The sequence below is a fragment of the Marinomonas algicola genome (genome assembly GCF_014805825.1).
Lineage (GTDB): Bacteria > Pseudomonadota > Gammaproteobacteria > Pseudomonadales > Marinomonadaceae > Marinomonas > Marinomonas algicola.
In genome coordinates, this window is the sequence record NZ_CP061941.1 from 2,482,389 (window position 1) to 2,499,066 (window position 16,678).

Here is a 16,678-nt window from a genome sequence, read left to right on the forward strand (position 1 = left end):
ATCGTATTACTATAAAACACAATCAATGTGTAATACTTGGCTAACAGAATCACAAAACACCTCATTTGATTAAGCGAGAGAGATAAATGAAACCATTAAAAAATATCAAAGTTATTGAGTTTTGCCACGTAGCGGCAGGGCCTTTCTCAAGTATGTCTTTAGCGGATATGGGGGCAGATGTGATTAAAGTAGAGCCAGAAAGTGGTGATTCTATGCGTGCTTGGCCCCCTCTGTCTGAAGGCTTCAGTGAAAACTTCGCGTCTTTAAACCGCAACAAACGATCTATTACATTAAATTTAAAATCTGAATTTGGTTTAGAGGCCGCTCGTCGATTAATTGCGGGGGCAGATGTCGTGGTTGAAAACAACCGTCCCGGAGTAATGAAACGCCTTGGTCTATCTTACGAAGCGGTTAAAGAATTAAATCCAAAGTTGGTTTATTGCTCGGTTTCGGCTTTCGGGCAAACTGGCCCTCGTGCGAACGATGGCGGTTTTGACGTCACTGTTCAAGCCGCTTCCGGTATTATGAGCGTCACCGGTGAACAAGGTGGGGCGCCAGTGAAAGCCGGTGTGCCAGTATCGGATTTTTGTGCCGGACTGTACGCGGCTTACACGATTACTTGTCTATTAAAACAAGTAGCTGAAGGTGGTGAAGGCGGTTTTATTGATATGTCTATGTTAGGTGCTAGCTTGGGAGTATCAGCATTACAAACAAGCGAATACTTTGGTACCGGAATAGATCCGAAAAAACTCGGATCAGCGCACCCGCGAAATGCCCCTTACCAAGCCTTTAAAGCAAAGGACGATTACTTTGTACTGGCTGCCGGAAATGACAAATTGTGGTCTTCCGTATGCGATGTTGTCAACCTCAAAGAGTTGGTGAAACAGCCCAGGTTTCTTACTACAACAGATCGCGCTAAAAACCAGTCCGAACTTAAAGAAATTTTAGAAGCCTGTTTTGCAATGGATGTTGCCGAAGTTTGGGTTGAACGATTACGTGCTGTGGGTGTTCCTTGCGAGCCAATTAACACTTATTCTAAAGCTCTAGAAGACCCTCAAGTTGAACATTCAGGTTGGGTGAGTGACCTAACGCTAGCCTCTGGAGCAAAAACCAAAACCTTTGGCTACCCTGCATTAATTAATGGTAAGAACTTACCTATATATCGAACGGCACCCGGCTTAGGTGAACACAATGATGAAATCTTAAGTGAAATAGGTCTAAAGGCTGGACAGGGAGAAGGATAGGCATGGCTTTGATTGAATTTGAGCAAAAGGACACCACAGGCTTTCTTTATCTTTCTAACCCTGACAAAGGAAACGCTCTCTCACCAGCAATGGTTGAGTCGATGATTTTGTTACTCGAAAAAGACATGCCTTCTGAAATAACATCGCTCGTGATTATTGGCAGAGGCCGACATCTGTGCACGGGGTTTGACCTTTCGGATATAGAGGAACTTTCCGATGGCGATTTACTACTGCGTTTTGTGCGAATTGAACACCTGCTACAACTCATACAACACGCTTCTTATACGACGATTGCGTTTAATCAGGGCGCGGCTTATGGAGCAGGTGCTGATTTATTTTCAGCCTGTCAATATCGTTTTGCTAGTGAGTCCGCAAAGTTTTCTTTTCCAGGACCAAACTTTGGTTTAGTACTGGGAACTCGTCGCTTATCCAATCTTATTGGGGCCAATCAGGCGCTTTCCTTAATTGGCAATAAAAAACCGATAAGAATAGAAACGGCTTTGGAAACCGGTTTGGTCACACACTGCATAGAAGAATCGGATCTTCTTGAAACGATCAGTAACGCGGCAACGTCATTCAGTCCAGAAACGACAGCCGCATTACGAGCCGCTGCTTTAATCGATACTCGTCAAATGGATATGAATGCTCTGGTTCAGTCGGCGTCAAAACCCGGTTTAAAGAATCGAATTCTTACCTATCGAAAGTCACTAACACAAAAATAAGCTTAACTATGATTCAGATTAATAGATTACGACATTTTGTTACTCAAGTTACGGCCGCATTGTCTCCACCTGGTGAACCATCGCAGCCTCCCGCTAACTTAAAAAGTGAACTAAAAAAGTTAGTAAGTCATGACGACTGGTTGCCCGAATCGTTTGCGTTACCTAACCAATCCAGCTATCGACAATATTTACTTTATTGTGATCCTTTTGAACGCATGAGTATAGTTAGCTTTGTTTGGGCTAGGGGTCAACAAACCCCTATACATAATCACACGGTTTGGGGTGCTGTTGGTCAGTTACGCGGTAGTGAAACTTCAATACCTTATGCGCGAGGCCAAGACAAAGTGCTCCGGGCTCAAAGTCCAGAAACAAGCCACCCCAAAGACGTCTTTACTTTTGGGCCCGAAGATGAAGGCGATATACACAAAGTGTTTAATGACAGCTCAGACGTTGCGATAAGTATCCATGTCTATGGCGGTAATATCGGAAAAATTGAAAGATCAACATTTGATGAAAATACGTTTGAAGCTAACTCATTTATCAGTGACTATAGCAACGATGTATTACCCAATATTTGGGTCTAACCCTTAGATTAATATTAGACTCTGAACGTTCAATCGATCTGTTTTTCTACTCACGAATGGCTTTACTGATTTTCACATCAGCGCCATTCGTTCATTACTCAGCTAATAAATGATTTTCGTGAAAACACAAAACACGTCTAAAACTAAGGCTCTACGAACCTTAGATTAATACGAGTAAAGACAAACAGTTTGAACTAATAATAAAATTCACACCTCAACCCACCCTTGACGGTGTTCAGAGCTTTTTCCAGTTAAAGAATCCTCGCCATCTAAGAAAGCACGGCGAACGCATAGACTGATACAGTGGTAATAAGCGGTATCAGATAAACTGGCTTGTTGGTTTCTGGCTCCTGCCGTAGTTTCCTCTCATCCTCGAGTTTTGTTCTTTCTAAATTAAACCCCGATCAAATAAACATCCATAACGCTATGGATGTCCAGTATTGTTCTAATTATGGCACTAATGGATGTGTAGTATTGTTCTTGGCTCCAGTTGGTACAAATTGCATACTGGCCAGTAAAAATTACAGATAAGCGGCATGGCGCTGGGAAAAAAAAATAAAAAAACCTTACTTATCAAAATCTTATAATTTTTTTGATTATTGGCATTTAAATAGCATTAAACAAAGAGCACTTTAAATTCGTTATATCAACATCTTACTTTTTAAAAGCGACAGATATGGCTAATAACATTAAATCGAATCAATAGGCATAAAGATGAATAAAGACATAGCAAAAGGTAAATGGAATCAGTTGACTGGTTCAATACAAAAGAAATACGGAAAATTAACCGACGATGAAATCACAGAGGTGGGCGGTAAATTTGAAAAATTCTACGGCATAATGCAAGAAAGATACGGCATGACTAAAGAAGAAGCACAAAAAGCGTTCAACGAGCTTAATTAACGAATACTAAAAAAGATTACAAGAGAACACCCTACACTAACAACTGAAATTGTGAGGTTAAAATGGATTTAATACGAATTATTTTCTCAATATTATTGCCCCCGTTAGGCGTTTTTTTACAAGTTGGCTTAGGAGGTGCATTCTGGCTCAATATTTTACTGACACTATTTGGGTATATTCCTGGGATCATCCACGCAGTATGGATCATAGCTAAGCGATAACGCACTAAAGAGTGCAAGACTTTGAGGTTCTCCTCAAAGCCTGCACTTACATTAGGTTACTTGTTTATTTTCAGTTAGCTACCTAATGCAAAAATAAGTATTTTTTAAAGGTTGAGTATTTGAATGAGAGTTTTTATCACTTTGCTATGTAACTTGCTGTTATTATTCTTAAGAACATGATGGCAAATCTACAAACAAAAACCAAAAAATGGCTAGAATCGGGTAATGTGTATGCCGTTTTGGCTATTGCTTCATTTTTAGAATCGATAATTGTTCCAATTCCTTTAGAAGCAATCTTAGTTCCCTTGATGCAAGCTCGGCGAGAAAAAATATGGTGGTTAGCATGTTGGGCTACGGTAGGCTGCGTAGCGGGTGCTATTGCTGGCTATTCGGTCGGTTATTTTTTATTCAGTTCTTTTACTGAACACATTGCCAGTTGGTTTTCTGACCCTCAGCAATTAGATAAAGTCACCACACAAATGCAAGAGCAAGGGTTTTGGTATGTATTGTCGATTGGGCTTTTACCTATACCATTTCAGATTGCTATGTTGGCCGCAGGGGCGAGTAAATACGCCTTTGGCATGTTCATTTTAGCTACATTAATTGCCCGTTCATTACGTTATTTTGGTTTGGCCTTGTTAGTCAGATTAGTAGGTAATCAAGCAGAAACGTTATTTAAAAAATATAAGTTACCAGCGACTATCGTCATTACCCTCTTGGTAGTAGCCATATGGGTTATGTTTTGATCATGGCCGATATGGCAAATGTTTACTATGAATATACTATAGACATATATGGACACTCCTGGGTAGTCAAGGCCGAACGTAATCGAATCACTCTTTTTAAGGTGATTTTTAACTTTCTTATTAACTGATCTTGATCTTTTTCTGTCGATTATCACTGATGAAGGGTCGTACTGACATATATCCGACCTATTATGAAAACCTATTTTTGCTGCTCTCTGGCCCTAATGAGATCCGTACTTAACTGTCTCAAACACCCAATCGGTTTTAATAACCTTGTCTTGAACCAGACTATCGTTAAGTGCGGAGAACCCACTTTTACATCATTTTTTCATCGACATAGGTAAATCGTTTTCAGCTTCTAACTTTCTTTATTAGTTTCTATCGCATTAAAGTGCTCGATAATCTTCGTTTCGTTGAAGCAGAATCCACGCTAATCGAGCAAGACGGTTAGCTGTCGCTACAGCCGCTTTATTTTGCCCTCTACGCTCAACAATTTGTTGAATCCATACAGACAGTTTATCTGTTTTACCTTTTGTTCGGTGGAGTAAGGCTCGCGCACCGTGAATCAATTGTTTGCGTAAATATTGATTCCCTCGTTTCGTAATTCCACCATGAATCGATTTTTCTCCACTGGCATATTGCTTGGGTGTGATACCAAGCCAAACAGACAAATCTCTTGGTTTTTCAAATTGACTACCGTTGCCGATGGAAGCAAACAAGGCGGTAGCATTGAGAACGCCAATACCGGGTAAGCACAAATATCAATAGAAAAGAGTTGAGCTAAAAATAAAATTCGCGCCTCGATCCAACCGCGACGGTGCTCAAAGCTTTTTCCTGTAACTGAATCTTCACCACATAAAAAAGCACGGCGAACGCATCGAGAAATACAGTGATAGTAAGGTGTATCAGACAAACTGACTTGTTGGCTTCTGGCCCTTGGCATCGTTTTTTCCTCATCCTTGAGTTTGGTTTTATCTAGTTTAGATCGTGATCAAAAAAACATCAATAAAGTAATGGGTGCCTTAGATTACCCTTAGTTGCCCTTGCCTGACGCTAGTGCTAACATTTGTGTGTACATTAATTTAGGAGCAACTCATGGACACTCGAATTCAATTTCGTGTTGATGACGAAATCAAACGCTTAGCTCAGCAAATGGCTGAAAGCCAAGGACGCACACTTAGCGATGCTTGTCGTGAACTTACTGAGCAAATGGCTGAACAACAACGCAAAGCATTATCTCACGACGCTTGGTTAACTGAACAAGTAAACCTAGCATTTGAGAAGTTTGACTCAGGAAAATCCTCATTTGTTGACCATGACTCAGCAAAAGCACGAATGGCTGAACGAAAAGCAAAGATTCGGAGCCGAGGTCAACAATGATTTTATGGGAAGAAGAATCGCTAAATGATCGTGAGAAGATCTTTGAGTTTCTTTATGACTTCAACCCTGATGCGGCAGACAAAACTGACGAAATTATCGAAGCTAAAGTAGAAAATTTACTTGAGCAACCATTAATGGGTGTTCAACGTGATGGTATTCGAGGACGACTACTCATTATCCCCGAAATCTCAATGATCGTTTCTTACTGGGTTGACGGCTCAGCTATTCGCGTAATGCGAGTTCTACACCAGAAGCAAAAATTCCCTACCGACTGATTGTGGTCGATGGGCAAACTAACGCCCGTAGCACCGGGCAACATGTAGCGTAGCGGAATGTTGTTCCGGTGGCTATGTTTGTTATGAGTTGCCACCATACCCTACCTATTTTTTGGCTCAATTTCTTTTATTGAATTAGAAAATTCTCTAATTTCGGTGATGCTATATTTAGTATGAATTCGTTTTTTTGATTCTGGTTGATGCTCAAGACTTACGCCCATCCTACGTGCTGTTTTTGGACGTATAGGTCTCAAAGTAAAACCACCACCACAATTGGGGCATACATTTTTTAAAAGACCTTCAACGCAAGCAACACAAAAAGTACATTCATAAGTACAAATACAGGCTTCAGTTGAATCGGGAGGAAGGTTCTTATCGCAATTCTCGCAATTTGGACGAAGTTCTAGCATTAGTAAATACTCCCTATTCTGACTGACTCATAACTACTAAGCGGTTATACAGTGGCGAAGCAATGGCTATAACCGTCTGTTGAACGGCCGCTTTATTTATAGGGAATTTGCTTTTTCAAGATTGGCGACGTCCCTGTTTAAATCGCGGTGTTTTTTTGTACTCTTCGAAGGTTACTTTTAAAAAACCTTCGTGTTTTTAGATTTTTCATATTGCTGCCTAATACTTTTACTCGAATTCTAAGTATTAGGCAAGTAAAAGCCCTCAGGTCTCACTACCTGATATTTTTTCCCTTGTCATGTCTTAATCCATTCTTTTCTAACTACTATTTAACCTCAACTGAGTATCATGGTGGTTATCTCCCAGATAAACTACCTTTGATTCACCACAGGAAGGGCATCGACACCCTGTTAGTGCCGTATCTGTCTCTACTTTTTCTACCTTCTTTGTTGGTTCACCACTCTGTCGTTTAATATTTGCCAAGGATCGCTTTTTTACCGCATTCGATAGATAACCATAATGACGAATACGCATGAACCCTTTTGGTAAAACATGTAAAAGAAAACGCCTAATCAGTTCCGCGGGTTCAAGTGACAATCGACTTGCCTTTTTGGTTTTATTATCAAAATAGGACAAGGTCACTTGATTGTCTTTCCATGATTCAAGGCGATGATTATTTAAACCAACTCGATAAGTATAACGCGCTAAATAGCTGACTAAAGTTTCTCGATATTCTAAAGCAGATTTGCAATAAACAACCCATGGATGACTCATTAAATGACTCAGTGTGCCATCCAACGTTGCCTTTTCAATCGTCGATAACGCTCCTTGCCCATACGTCTTAGATTACCATAAAGTAATGGGGGTCTTAGATTACCCAATTCAGTTCTTTTACTGAACACATTGCCAGTTGGTTTTCTGACCCTCAGCAATTAGATAAAGTCACCACACAAATGCAAGAGCAAGGGTTTTGGTATGTATTGTCGATTGGGCTTTTACCTATACCATTTCAGATTGCTATGTTGGCCGCAGGGGCGAGTAAATACGCCTTTGGCATGTTCATTTTAGCTACATTAATTGCCCGTTCATTACGTTATTTTGGTTTGGCCTTGTTAGTCAGATTAGTAGGTAATCAAGCAGAAACGTTATTTAAAAAATATAAGTTACCAGCGACTATCGTCATTACCCTCTTGGTAGTAGCCATATGGGTTGTGTTTTGATCATGGCCGATATGGCAAATGTTTACTATGAATATACTATAGACATATATGGACACTCCTGGGTAGTCAAGGCCGAACGTAATCGAATCACTCTTTTTAGGGTGATTTTTAACTTTCTTATTAACTGATCTTGATCTTTTTCTGTCGATTATCACTGATGAAGGGTCGTACTGACATATATCCGGCCTATTATGAAAACCTATTTTTTCTGCTCTCTGGCCCTAATGAGATCCGTACTTAACTGTCTCAAACACCCAATCGGTTTTAATAACCTTGTCTTGAACCAGACTATCGTTAAGTGCGGAGAACCCACTTTTACATCATTTTTTCATCGACATAGGTAAATCGTTTTCAGCTTCTAACTTTCTTTATTAGTTTCTATCGCATTAAAGTGCTCGATAATCGTCGTTTCGTTGAAGCAGAATCCACGCTAATCGAGCAAGACGGTTAGCTGTCGCTACAGCCGCTTTATTTTGCCCTCTACGCTCAACAATTTGTTGAATCCATACAGACAGTTTATCTGTTTTACCTTTTGTTCGGTGGAGTAAGGCTCGCGCACCGTGAATCAATTGTTTGCGTAAATATTGATTCCCTCGTTTCGTAATTCCACCATGAATCGATTTTTCTCCACTGGCATATTGCTTGGGTGTGATACCAAGCCAAACAGACAAATCTCTTGGTTTTTCAAATTGACTACCGTTGCCGATGGAAGCAAACAAGGCGGTAGCATTGAGAACGCCAATACCGGGTAAGCACAAATATCAATAGAAAAGAGTTGAGCTAAAAATAAAATTCGCGCCTCGATCCAACCGCGACGGTGCTCAAAGCTTTTTCCTGTAACTGAATCTTCACCACATAAAAAAGCACGGCGAACGCATCGAGAAATACAGTGATAGTAAGGTGTATCAGACAAACTGACTTGTTGGCTTCTGGCCCTTGGCATCGTTTTTTCCTCATCCTTGAGTTTGGTTTTATCTAGTTTAGATCGTGATCAAAAAAACATCAATAAAGTAATGGGTGCCTTAGATTACCCTTAGTTGCCCTTGCCTGACGCTAGTGCTAACATTTGTGTGTACATTAATTTAGGAGCAACTCATGGACACTCGAATTCAATTTCGTGTTGATGACGAAATCAAACGCTTAGCTCAGCAAATGGCTGAAAGCCAAGGACGCACACTTAGCGATGCTTGTCGTGAACTTACTGAGCAAATGGCTGAACAACAACGCAAAGCATTATCTCACGACGCTTGGTTAACTGAACAAGTAAACCTAGCATTTGAGAAGTTTGACTCAGGAAAATCCTCATTTGTTGACCATGACTCAGCAAAAGCACGAATGGCTGAACGAAAAGCAAAGATTCGGAGCCGAGGTCAACAATGATTTTATGGGAAGAAGAATCGCTAAATGATCGTGAGAAGATCTTTGAGTTTCTTTATGACTTCAACCCTGATGCGGCAGACAAAACTGACGAAATTATCGAAGCTAAAGTAGAAAATTTACTTGAGCAACCATTAATGGGTGTTCAACGTGATGGTATTCGAGGACGACTACTCATTATCCCCGAAATCTCAATGATCGTTTCTTACTGGGTTGACGGCTCAGCTATTCGCGTAATGCGAGTTCTACACCAGAAGCAAAAATTCCCTACCGACTGATTGTGGTCGATGGGCAAACTAACGCCCGTAGCACCGGGCAGCATGTAGCGTAGCGGAATGTTGTTCCGGTGGCTACGTTTGTTATGAGTTGCCACCATACCCTACCTATTTTTTGGCTCAATTTCTTTTATTGAATTAGAAAATTCTCTAATTTCGGTAATGCTATATTTAGTATGAATTCGTTTTTTTGATTCTGGTTGATGCTCAAGACTTACGCCCATCCTACGTGCTGTTTTTGGACGTATAGGTCTCAAAGTAAAACCACCACCACAATTGGGGCATACATTTTTTAAAAGACCTTCAACGCAAGCAACACAAAAAGTACATTCATAAGTACAAATACAGGCTTCAGTTGAATCGGGAGGAAGGTTCTTATCGCAATTCTCGCAATTTGGACGAAGTTCTAGCATTAGTAAATACTCCCTATTCTGACTGACTCATAACTACTAAGCGGTTATACAGTGGCGCAGCCATGGCTATAACCGTCTGTTGAACGGCCGCTTTATTTATTGGGAATTTGCTTTTTCAAGATTGGCGACGTCCCTGTTTAAATCGCGGTGTTTTTTTGTACTCTTCGAAGGTTACTTTTAAAAAACCTTCGTGTTTTTAGATTTTTCATATTGCTGCCTAATACTTTTACTCGAATTCTAAGTATTAGGCAAGTAAAAGCCCTCAGGTCTCACTACCTGATATTTTTTCCCTTGTCATGTCTTAATCCATTCTTTTCTAACTACTATTTAACCTCAACTGAGTATCATGGTTGTTATCTCCCAGATAAACTACCTTTGATTCACCACAGGAAGGGCATCGACACCCTGTTAGTGCCGTATCTGTCTCTACTTTTTCTACCTTCTTTGTTGGTTCACCGCTGTGTCGTTTAATCTTTTCCAAAGACCGCTTTTTTACCGCATACGATAGATAACCATAATGACGAATACGCATGAACCCTTTTGGTAAAACATGTAAAAGAAAACGCCTAATCAGTTCCGCGGGTTTAAGTGACAATCGACTTGCCTTTTTGGCTTTATTATCAAAATAGGACAAGGTCACTTGATTGTCTTTCCATGATTCAAGGCGATGATTATTTAAACCAACTCGATAAGTATAACGCGCTAAATAGCTGACTAAAGTTTCTCGATATTCTAAAGCAGATTTGCAATAAACAACCCATGGATGACTCATTAAATGACTCAGTGTGCCATCCAACGTTGCCTTTTCAATCGTCGATAACGCTCCTTTCCCATACGTCTTAGATTACCATAAAGTAATGGGTGTCTTAGATTACCCAATAAATCTGCTTACCGCTTAGTAAGGCACGAGGGTATTTGAAATAAAACCGTTGGTTACGCTAGGCAAGTAATCGACAACACCGTTTATTCGGCCTTGACCTTGGTTGGGCGTTTTTGTAACGGGTTATGCTGTTCTCCTGACCAACCACGCTATGAGTATTTTGCTCGAACTTAATAGCGATCGTTAGCCAGTTGTCAGATGATATTCCAAGACGCTGCAAAATGGGTGAAAGCGACAAGTCAATCGAGCCTCGCTTGTCTTGTCGAACAATACGACCTGTCATATCAACCAGTTCAAGATAATCCGTTAACTTAAATAAGATCCCTTTGTTTTTATCTTTGTGCTCATTCCCGATAAAGGGATACAGAGCTTTAGGTTGAGCGCCTTCACCCGCTGCTTTCACTCGTTTCTTGATGCTGGTAAATTCTGATGTTTCCGGTGTCGCTGCGATGTTGGCTCGAATGGGATTAAGATCAACATACGCCATGCAAGCCAAAACAGAGGCTTCGTCTAACAACGCCTGAGACTTAAAGCGCCCCTCCCAAAATCGTCCCGTACAGCCATCTTCAACATTGGCTTGCCGAGCAATCGGTTCGTTTAACTCCCGCATAAACCAGCTGATGTCAGACAACCTTTCTCGATACGCTTCCGCCGACCTTTCTGCTAATTCAAGGGCATAAGCTGGCAGAGTGTCACCGCGGGCGTATTGTTGAGTAAATAATGTACCTTTATGCAATGAATGCCAGCGCCTCAACACCTCATGAGTAGACCAATTTTTGGCTTTTTTTTCATCAAGATGCAGCACAATATGCAAGTGATTGCTCATCACCGCATAAGCACAAATATCGATAGAAAAGAGTTGAGCTAAAAATAAAATTCGCGCCTCGATCCACCCACGACGGTGCTCAAAGCTCTTTCCGGTGACAGAGTCTTCACCACATAAAAAAGCACGGCGAACGCATCGAGAAATACAGTGATAGTAAGGTGTATCAGACAAACTGACTTGTTGGCTTCTGGCCCTTGGCATCGTTCTTTCCTCATCCTTGAGTTTGGTTTTTTTCTAGTTTAGACCGTGATCAAAAAAACATCAATAAAATAATGGGTGTCTTAGATTACCCTCAAAATAGGACAAGGTCACTTGATTGTCTTTCCATGATTCAAGGCGATGATTATTTAAACCAACTCGATAAGTATAACGCGCTAAATAGCTGACTAAAGTTTCTCGATATTCTAAAGCAGATTTGCAATAAACAACCCATGGATGACTCATTAAATGACTCAGTGTGCCATCCAACGTTGCCTTTTCAATCGTCGATAACGCTCCTTGCCCATACGTCTTAGATTACCATAAAGTAATGGGTGTCTTAGATTACCCAATAAATCTGCTTACCGCTTAGTAAGGCACGAGGGTATTTGAAATAAAACCGTTGGTTACGCTAGGCAAGTAATCGACAACACCGTTTATTCGGCCTTGACCTTGGTTGGGCGTTTTTGTAACGGGTTATGCTGTTCTCCTGACCAACCACGCTATGAGTATTTTGCTCGAACTTAATAGCGATCGTTAGCCAGTTGTCAGATGATATTCCAAGACGCTGCAAAATGGGTGAAAGCGACAAGTCAATCGAGCCTCGCTTGTCTTGTCGAACAATACGACCTGTCATATCAACCAGTTCAAGATAATCCGTTAACTTAAATAAGATCCCTTTGTTTTTATCTTTGTGCTCATTCCCGATAAAGGGATACAGAGCTTTAGGTTGAGCGCCTTCACCCGCTGCTTTCACTCGTTTCTTGATGCTGGTAAATTCTGATGTTTCCGGTGTCGCTGCGATGTTGGCTCGAATGGGATTAAGATCAACATACGCCATACAAGCCAAAACAGAGGCTTCGTCTAACAACGCCTGAGACTTAAAGCGCCCCTCCCAAAATCGTCCCGTGCAACCATCTTCAACATTCGCTTGCCGAGCAATCGGCTCGTTTAACTCCCGCATAAACCAGCTGATGTCAGACAACCTTTCTCGATACGCTTCCGCCGACCTTTCTGCTAATTCTATGGCATAGTCCGGCATGGTATCGCCACGCACATATTGTTGAGTGAATAATGTACCTTTATGCAATGAATGCCAGCGCCTCAACACCTCATGAGTAGACCAATTTTTGGCTTGTTTTTCATTAACATGCAGCACAATATGCAAGTGATTACTCATCACCGCATAAGCACAAATATCGATAGAGAAGAGTTGAGCTAAGAATAAAATTCGCGCCTCGATCCACCCACGACGGTGTTCAAAGCTCTTTCCGGTGACAGAGTCTTCACCACATAAAAAAGCACGACGAACACATCGAGAAATACAGTGATAGTAAGGTGTATCAGACAAACTGACTTGTTGGCTTCTGGCCCTTGGCATCGTTTTTTCCTCATCCTTGAGTTTGGTTTTTTTCTAGTTTAGACCGTGATCAAAAAAACATCAATAAAATAATGGGTGTCTTAGATTACCGAGCTGTGCGGAGCCGCATGCAGGGTGGTGTGGGGGCTGGAGGTTAGAAACCTCCGGCTACCCGATTATGTGCTACGTGGCACTTTCTTTATCGCTATCTCTTTAACGCTCTAAGTTGCATCATCTTGGTTTCTCCATATGGAGTTAGCGACCAATATGTTCCACTATCTTTGATGCTTCTTTTCTTTTCACTTTTAGCTATCAACCCCAAGGCTACAAACTGAACTTTCAAAGTTTGAAAATCTACGCTATTAACATTGAGAATTCTTGGTCGCTCCTCTGTTTGTAACTTTAAATACTCGTCAAGCTCTTTTCTTAGATTTGATTCACTAGACTCGTCAAGCATCAGAGGTGCAAGTAAATAAAAACATTCATTCCAAGTAAGTTCCACTGAGGACTCATTTTCGCCGCCGTAATAATAGGAATAATTAAGCACAAAAACATCATTACCTTGCTGAAGTCCCGCGGAACCTTCGGGAGCCGTAGTTCTAGCTTTTTCTAGCTTAGCTTTTAATTCGTCAGCTTCTTTTCGAAGCCTAGCTATTTCTGCATTTGCTTCGTCAGATGAAGCTAAATTGGCTCTAATCCAACCTGTTTGTGGCTTACTTTTAATGAGCTTGACCAAGCTTCTAGACACTTGAGAGCCTAGCTCTGCTGGTGAAGCCCAAAAACGGCACATCTTCTTTTGCACTAAATTACGAAATGCATTTAACTTCTCAATTGATTCTGCAACGTCTTCAGATTTTCCCTTCTCAATCTTTGAAACATCAGAGTGTAAAAACGAAATAATTGGGATGTTTTTCTCTAGTGCATACTCGTATTCCATTTGGGTGTAACTTCTCCCTTCAGGCCCAATGGAGCCATATCGACCAGCTTGTATCAGAACGTAGTAATCACAATCATCAATGAGCCCTTTTATCAGGGTCCACTGATCATCATCAGCTGCCGGAAACAACTCCATGCCGACAGGAATACAATCTAATTCCAACAACGCCTGCATCACTTCCTGTCGTTCTTCAATCAAGTCACTGAATGTAGAACTTACAAATATTTGATATTTTTTATCCATGCTCTCTCTTTAATGAAGCTAATGACTCTCAATGACACATAACGCCCATAATAACAGGCTAAAAATTGTGGGCTAAAATACGAGCGTAGCGAGATAGCCCGCTGTTTTTAGTCCTTGTTAATTTGACTTGTTAGGCATCAAGGCTTCGGTACGGTGCCTACACCGGCAATTTGTACTGCGAACCCTCGTTGTGAAAGACTTTCAAATGCCTTTGAAAGGTTCACTTTACTAAAAAATGGTAAGTTATCCTTCAAGGTTGATGAATCTTCACCAAGTATTACAAATACAACCTCTACACCGTCACTTTTGAAATTATCTAATGGGACGGTATTCTGTAATCCATCACACACGCGTTTGAGAACTTTTCTAGTTGCTTTTCTAAACGCTTTATCACCCAACAATATTTCTGCAGACACACTACCTTGAGCAAATAAGTGACTTAAACCAGCTGAACCACCTTTTCGGTGTTTGACATGAATATACTGCTTGTTTGCAGTCATTAAATCACAAAGCTCAATAGAGGTTGTCGTTCTATTGCTTTTAATTAATTTTTTATCTAAAAGGTAATAAGGATGTGTACTGGCAGCCCTTTCATTGTAGTCACCTTCGGTTTCAATCTTATGCTTTGTCTTACCATCGACGACTTCACTCCATGTATAAACTTCAGGGAACGGTAAGCTAGATATAGGTATTTGTGAAAGAGTAGTGTTTATTCTTGTCATAAAATCAGTAGCGATTTCGTACCATGCCCCAGCAAACAGCACATATACTTTGTTACTTAATTTATGCTCAAAGTAAATAGATTTATATATTTGATGCTCTGTTTCATTTTCATGGACATCGTATACAAATAGTCGATCTCTCTTTATTGAATCAATAGATACAGATGCAACATCAAGATTTGCATAGTAGTCGTTAGTATCAATTGTAGGGGTTATAGTGTTTTTAGAGCGCGTAAAGCTAAAGCCCCAAATAGAATCCCAATCGACTAACTCAGGAATAGTGACACATATATCAGGATTTTTAGCTTTTAATGCTGTAACAAGGTGATTATCTAGGTTTGAAATTTCAGACGATTCTTTAATCTTACGGATGTTATCTACCCATGAAAACTCACCTTTGTAAGAGTCATTATTGTAATAGTCCGAAAGCGTTGAGATTAAATCACTGATTTCATCAATGTTTAACTCTAAACCGAAAGAAAATACAGAATCGCCACCTGAGATATTCTTTAAGTTGACACCTGCTTTGGGTGAACCTGTAACTGCTCTCAATACATCTTTCGAAATATCAATCCCAAAAACGCCGACACCTGACTCTCTCGCAGCTTGAGACTTTTTTTGTACTGCTTGGTCATCTAAAGTAAAAAGATCAACACTTCTCAAACTGTCGTGTTTTAAAGTGTTCAGCGCTGTTTTAATTCCAAAGTCATGGACAAAATACTTGGTATCTAAGAGAAAACGGCCATAACCAAAAATAAAAGCCATTGTATTGTTGGGGGTTTTAATAATTAATAACGCAGAGCTAGATCTATTCGACAGTTCATCCAAATCCACCCCCGTCACTTCTTCAGTAAAAGTAGTCCATTTAGGCTTTTTCTCCGTTGGGATTTTTACGAAAAGATTCCCCTCTAATTCATGTTGAGTATCAATGTCGTAGGTATTAACTTGAGCTGAACTTTTTAAGAATTCACTGACATCAAGATCTTTATACTCATCTTTTACGAGAAATGAATTTAGAAAGAGGTACGGCTTTTTATCATCACCATCCATTGCAGAATACTCCATATTGATGCCTAACATTTTATTAATGCGCATGCGCATCTACACTGTTTTTAATTTCCATATAAATCCCTATAAAAAACTGATTCTATGGCACTTTTTAACCTTTCCCACAGACTGGTTAATTGGAAATCCGAGCGTGCGGGTTTACACATTTATCCACAGCCTGTTATTTGGGATGCGAATATTTTGACCTATTGATACTAAAAGACTTTCTTAATTCTTGCCAGTACAAACGCGCAATACCGCGATTATTTTTTAGACAAATCGAGCCAATTATTGGCAACCTAAAAAAACTGTATATTTGTACAGTTACAGGTCAATTATCCACAAGGAGTGTGTGATGCCTTCTAGTCCGTTTCTTAATTTTATTCGCGGCATGATTCAGTACCTCGTAAGGCCTTAAAAAAGGCCGTCTATGCCGCTAAAATGGTCGAAAAAAGAGTCAACTGTCATACCTTCAGACACTCCTTTGCAACACACTTATTAATGGCGGGTAGAGATATTCGAACCGTTCAAGAACTTCTGGGTCATAACGATGTATCAACCACACAAATTTACACCCATGTTATAGGCCAGCATTTTGCTGGCACTGATAGCCCAATTGAGTTAATCCTATAAAAGCTTCTTCTTAAATAAAAAGAATAAGACAGTATTATCAAAAAACACTTTGTCGGCCTGAAGG

19 protein-coding genes and 9 pseudogenes are annotated in these 16,678 nt (G+C 40.4%); 12 read left to right on the forward strand and 16 right to left on the reverse strand.

Annotated elements, in window-relative coordinates; genetic code table 11:
* The first annotated feature begins 86 nt into the window (after positions 1-86).
* From IEZ33_RS11420 to IEZ33_RS11430, 3 genes are read left to right on the forward strand one after another with little or no spacing between them, the layout of a single operon-like run.
* Complete coding sequence (locus tag IEZ33_RS11420) at positions 87-1,244, forward strand: CaiB/BaiF CoA transferase family protein (protein WP_191600194.1); 1,158 nt, start codon at positions 87-89, stop codon at positions 1,242-1,244.
* A 2-nt stretch (positions 1,245-1,246) separates the two neighbouring features.
* The gene (locus IEZ33_RS11425) at positions 1,247-1,966 is read left to right on the forward strand and encodes an enoyl-CoA hydratase/isomerase family protein (protein ID WP_191600195.1); all 720 of its coding nucleotides are present in this window, start codon (positions 1,247-1,249) and stop codon (positions 1,964-1,966) included.
* 8 nt (positions 1,967-1,974) lie between these two features.
* The gene (locus IEZ33_RS11430; protein WP_191600196.1) at positions 1,975-2,550 is read left to right on the forward strand and encodes a cysteine dioxygenase family protein; all 576 of its coding nucleotides are present in this window, start codon (positions 1,975-1,977) and stop codon (positions 2,548-2,550) included.
* Positions 2,551-2,763: 213 nt separating this feature from the next.
* On the opposite strand, the pseudogene IEZ33_RS21030 reads toward IEZ33_RS11430, so the two are convergent.
* A pseudogene (locus IEZ33_RS21030) lies at positions 2,764-2,895 on the reverse strand (Type I secretion system protein TolC); the annotation flags it as partial.
* Between the two features lie 369 nt (positions 2,896-3,264).
* On the opposite strand from IEZ33_RS21030, the gene IEZ33_RS11435 reads away from it, so the two are divergent.
* The 3 genes from IEZ33_RS11435 to IEZ33_RS11445 all read left to right on the forward strand — a co-directional run bounded on the left by IEZ33_RS11435 (position 3,265) and on the right by IEZ33_RS11445 (position 4,420).
* Positions 3,265-3,453 (forward strand): CsbD family protein, encoded by a 189-nt coding sequence (locus IEZ33_RS11435; RefSeq protein ID WP_191600197.1) that lies wholly within the window; start codon positions 3,265-3,267, stop codon positions 3,451-3,453.
* 62 nt (positions 3,454-3,515) lie between these two features.
* A complete protein-coding gene (locus IEZ33_RS11440; RefSeq protein ID WP_191600198.1) occupies positions 3,516-3,674 on the forward strand; it encodes a YqaE/Pmp3 family membrane protein in 159 nt (52 codons plus the stop codon).
* Positions 3,675-3,853: 179 nt separating this feature from the next.
* Entirely contained in the window at positions 3,854-4,420 is a 567-nt protein-coding gene (locus IEZ33_RS11445; protein WP_206696846.1) for a YqaA family protein, read from the forward strand.
* A 386-nt stretch (positions 4,421-4,806) separates the two neighbouring features.
* On the opposite strand, the gene IEZ33_RS20750 is transcribed toward IEZ33_RS11445, so the two are convergent.
* The 3 genes and pseudogenes from IEZ33_RS20750 to IEZ33_RS11455 all read right to left on the reverse strand — a co-directional run.
* Positions 4,807-4,989, reverse strand: coding sequence for a hypothetical protein (locus tag IEZ33_RS20750; protein ID WP_240009714.1), 183 nt, complete (start codon positions 4,987-4,989; stop codon positions 4,807-4,809).
* 18 nt (positions 4,990-5,007) lie between these two features.
* A pseudogene (locus tag IEZ33_RS20755) lies at positions 5,008-5,178 on the reverse strand (transposase); the annotation flags it as partial.
* Positions 5,157-5,363, reverse strand: a pseudogene (locus tag IEZ33_RS11455) (transposase); the annotation flags it as partial. The pseudogenes IEZ33_RS11455 and IEZ33_RS20755, both read right to left, overlap by 22 nt.
* A gap of 152 nt (positions 5,364-5,515) precedes the next feature.
* Between IEZ33_RS11455 and IEZ33_RS11460 the strand changes: the two are divergent.
* Positions 5,516-5,800: a type II toxin-antitoxin system RelB/DinJ family antitoxin gene (locus IEZ33_RS11460; RefSeq protein WP_191600200.1), complete on the forward strand. Its 285-nt coding sequence runs from the start codon at positions 5,516-5,518 to the stop codon at positions 5,798-5,800.
* Positions 5,797-6,075, forward strand: a complete 279-nt coding sequence (locus tag IEZ33_RS11465; protein ID WP_046225271.1) for a type II toxin-antitoxin system RelE/ParE family toxin — start codon at positions 5,797-5,799, stop codon at positions 6,073-6,075. Before IEZ33_RS11460 ends, IEZ33_RS11465 begins: the two co-directional genes overlap by 4 nt.
* Positions 6,076-6,176: 101 nt before the next feature.
* Here the strand turns inward: IEZ33_RS11465 and IEZ33_RS11470 are convergent, their stop codons facing one another.
* Both IEZ33_RS11470 and IEZ33_RS11475 read right to left on the reverse strand, forming a co-directional pair.
* Entirely contained in the window at positions 6,177-6,485 is a 309-nt protein-coding gene (locus IEZ33_RS11470) for a DUF1272 domain-containing protein (RefSeq protein WP_191600201.1), read from the reverse strand.
* A 316-nt stretch (positions 6,486-6,801) separates the two neighbouring features.
* Positions 6,802-7,326 (reverse strand): annotated as a pseudogene (locus tag IEZ33_RS11475) (IS91 family transposase); the annotation flags it as partial.
* Between the two features lie 110 nt (positions 7,327-7,436).
* On the opposite strand from IEZ33_RS11475, the gene IEZ33_RS11480 reads away from it, so the two are divergent.
* Complete coding sequence (locus IEZ33_RS11480) at positions 7,437-7,703, forward strand: hypothetical protein (RefSeq protein ID WP_240009511.1); 267 nt, start codon at positions 7,437-7,439, stop codon at positions 7,701-7,703.
* A 386-nt stretch (positions 7,704-8,089) separates the two neighbouring features.
* Here IEZ33_RS11480 and IEZ33_RS20760 read toward each other — a convergent pair whose 3' ends face one another.
* The 3 genes and pseudogenes from IEZ33_RS20760 to IEZ33_RS11490 form a co-directional block, all read right to left on the reverse strand.
* On the reverse strand, positions 8,090-8,272 hold the full coding sequence (locus IEZ33_RS20760; protein ID WP_240009715.1) for a hypothetical protein: 183 nt from the start codon (positions 8,270-8,272) through the stop codon (positions 8,090-8,092).
* A gap of 18 nt (positions 8,273-8,290) precedes the next feature.
* Positions 8,291-8,461 (reverse strand): annotated as a pseudogene (locus IEZ33_RS20765) (transposase); the annotation flags it as partial.
* Positions 8,440-8,646, reverse strand: a pseudogene (locus IEZ33_RS11490) (transposase); the annotation flags it as partial. The pseudogenes IEZ33_RS11490 and IEZ33_RS20765, both read right to left, overlap by 22 nt.
* A 152-nt stretch (positions 8,647-8,798) precedes the next feature.
* Between IEZ33_RS11490 and IEZ33_RS11495 the strand changes: the two are divergent.
* Both IEZ33_RS11495 and IEZ33_RS11500 read left to right on the forward strand, forming a co-directional pair.
* Positions 8,799-9,083, forward strand: a complete 285-nt coding sequence (locus IEZ33_RS11495; RefSeq protein ID WP_191600200.1) for a type II toxin-antitoxin system RelB/DinJ family antitoxin — start codon at positions 8,799-8,801, stop codon at positions 9,081-9,083.
* Positions 9,080-9,358 (forward strand): type II toxin-antitoxin system RelE/ParE family toxin, encoded by a 279-nt coding sequence (locus tag IEZ33_RS11500; RefSeq protein WP_046225271.1) that lies wholly within the window; start codon positions 9,080-9,082, stop codon positions 9,356-9,358. The genes IEZ33_RS11495 and IEZ33_RS11500 overlap by 4 nt, the downstream gene beginning before the upstream one ends.
* A 101-nt stretch (positions 9,359-9,459) precedes the next feature.
* Here IEZ33_RS11500 and IEZ33_RS11505 read toward each other — a convergent pair whose 3' ends face one another.
* The 7 genes and pseudogenes from IEZ33_RS11505 to IEZ33_RS11535 all read right to left on the reverse strand — a co-directional run bounded on the left by IEZ33_RS11505 (position 9,460) and on the right by IEZ33_RS11535 (position 16,029).
* Positions 9,460-9,768 (reverse strand): DUF1272 domain-containing protein, encoded by a 309-nt coding sequence (locus tag IEZ33_RS11505; RefSeq protein ID WP_191600201.1) that lies wholly within the window; start codon positions 9,766-9,768, stop codon positions 9,460-9,462.
* Positions 9,769-10,084: 316 nt separating this feature from the next.
* Positions 10,085-10,609 (reverse strand): annotated as a pseudogene (locus IEZ33_RS11510) (IS91 family transposase); the annotation flags it as partial.
* A gap of 97 nt (positions 10,610-10,706) precedes the next feature.
* Positions 10,707-11,675 (reverse strand): transposase, encoded by a 969-nt coding sequence (locus IEZ33_RS11515; protein ID WP_191600204.1) that lies wholly within the window; start codon positions 11,673-11,675, stop codon positions 10,707-10,709.
* A gap of 78 nt (positions 11,676-11,753) precedes the next feature.
* A pseudogene (locus IEZ33_RS11520) lies at positions 11,754-11,987 on the reverse strand (transposase); the annotation flags it as partial.
* A 97-nt stretch (positions 11,988-12,084) separates the two neighbouring features.
* The gene (locus IEZ33_RS11525) at positions 12,085-13,053 is read right to left on the reverse strand and encodes a transposase (protein ID WP_191600205.1); all 969 of its coding nucleotides are present in this window, start codon (positions 13,051-13,053) and stop codon (positions 12,085-12,087) included.
* Positions 13,054-13,237: 184 nt separating this feature from the next.
* Complete coding sequence (locus tag IEZ33_RS11530) at positions 13,238-14,212, reverse strand: DUF4062 domain-containing protein (RefSeq protein WP_191600206.1); 975 nt, start codon at positions 14,210-14,212, stop codon at positions 13,238-13,240.
* A gap of 137 nt (positions 14,213-14,349) precedes the next feature.
* On the reverse strand, positions 14,350-16,029 hold the full coding sequence (locus IEZ33_RS11535) for a TIGR04141 family sporadically distributed protein (RefSeq protein WP_240009513.1): 1,680 nt from the start codon (positions 16,027-16,029) through the stop codon (positions 14,350-14,352).
* A 360-nt stretch (positions 16,030-16,389) separates the two neighbouring features.
* Between IEZ33_RS11535 and IEZ33_RS11540 the strand changes: the two are divergent.
* Positions 16,390-16,614 (forward strand): annotated as a pseudogene (locus tag IEZ33_RS11540) (tyrosine-type recombinase/integrase); the annotation flags it as partial.
* Positions 16,615-16,678 lie beyond the last annotated feature (64 nt).